A 1,495-nucleotide genomic window follows, 5' to 3' on the forward strand; every position below is an offset into this window, starting at 1 on the left:
CCCCGTTACCTTCTAGACGGCCCCGATCTTGGGGCTCCCGGCCTTCTGGCCCGGCATGACTTTTGCCCCCTGTCGACCATGACCCGGGGGGTGGTGTCACCGGGTCGGGAGGCGCCGGTAGATCGCTAATAGGGGCAGGAGCGCCGGCCCGCCGGCAACGCTCTTCGTAACGTGGTTGCCGGATGTCGGCGCCGTGCCTTGGCCGGGAAGACAAGACCCTCCCAGGAGGAGTGAAGTGATCGACATCCGCGACGTGGCCGTCTTCCTCGGCCTCGACGTCGGCAAGGGCGAACACCACGCCACCGGCCTCATGCCGGACGGTAGGAGCGTCGTCGACAAGCCGCTGCCGAACAGCGAGCCGAAGATACGGGCCATGCTCGACAAGCTCACGGCCAAGTACGGCCGGGTCCTGGTCGTCGTGGACCAGCCCGCCTCGATCGGTGCTCTGCCACTGGCCATCGCCCGCGACGCGGGCTGCGAGGTGGCGTATCTGCCGGGCCTGACGATGCGGCGGATCGCGGACCTCTATCCCGGTGAGGGCAAGACCGACGCCCGCGACGCGGCGATCATCGCGGACGCCGCCCGCACCATGCCCCACACGCTCCGATCGATCGAGCTGACGGACGAAACCATCGCCGAACTCCACATGATCGTCGGATTCGACGACGACCTCGCGGGCGAGGTCACCCGGGTCGCGAACCGGCTCCGCGGCCTGCTCACCCAGATCCACCCGCACCTCGAACGGGTCCTGGGGCCACGCATCCAGCACCCGGCCGTGCTCACGCTGCTGGAACAGTTCGGCTCGCCCAGGGCGATCCGCAAGGCCGGACGACGGCGCCTGATCACGCTGCTGCGGCCGAAGGCGCCCAGGATGGCCGAGCGGCTGGTAGAGGACATCTTCACCGCACTCGACGAGCAGACCGTCGTCGTCACGGGCACCGACGCGGCCGCGGTGATCGTGCCCAAGCTCGCGAAGAACCTGGCCGGCCTGCTCGACCAGCGCAAGGAACTGGCCTCGGACATCGAGGAGTTGCTCAAGTCGCACCCTCTTTCCGAGCTCCTGACGTCGATGCCGGGGATAGGCGTCAGGACCGGAGCCAGGATCCTCATCGACGTCGGTGACGGCACCGCCTTCCCGACCGCAGGCCACCTCGCCGCCTATGCCGGGCTCGCTCCGGTGACCAGGCGGTCGGGGTCCTCGATCCGCGGCGAGAGCCCGTCCCGCAGAGGCAACAAGCACCTCAAACGGGCCTTCTTCCTCGCCGCGTTCGCCTCGCTGTCGGACCCGGCCTCCCGGGCCTACTACGAGCGGAAGAAGGCCGAGGGCAAGCGGCACAAGCAGGCCCTGATGTGTCTCGCACGCCGCCGCGTCGACGTGCTCTTCGCGATGCTCCGCGACGGCACGTTCTTCGAACCTCAAGCCGTCCCCCAAGCCGCCTGAAACATCACCAATCAACCGACCCGCCCCTTGACGAAAGAGATAGGGGCACCCCCC

General features: G+C 68.6%; 1 protein-coding gene. It reads left to right on the top strand.

From position 1 onward, the window contains the following. Positions 1 to 235: 235 nt before the first annotated feature. A complete protein-coding gene (locus tag ACFU95_RS50995; protein WP_383844798.1) occupies positions 236 to 1,441 on the top strand; it encodes an IS110 family transposase in 1,206 nt (401 codons plus the stop codon). Positions 1,442 to 1,495 lie beyond the last annotated feature (54 nt).

The organism is Streptomyces sp. NPDC057623, from assembly GCF_042800355.1.
Lineage (GTDB): Bacteria > Actinomycetota > Actinomycetes > Streptomycetales > Streptomycetaceae > Streptomyces.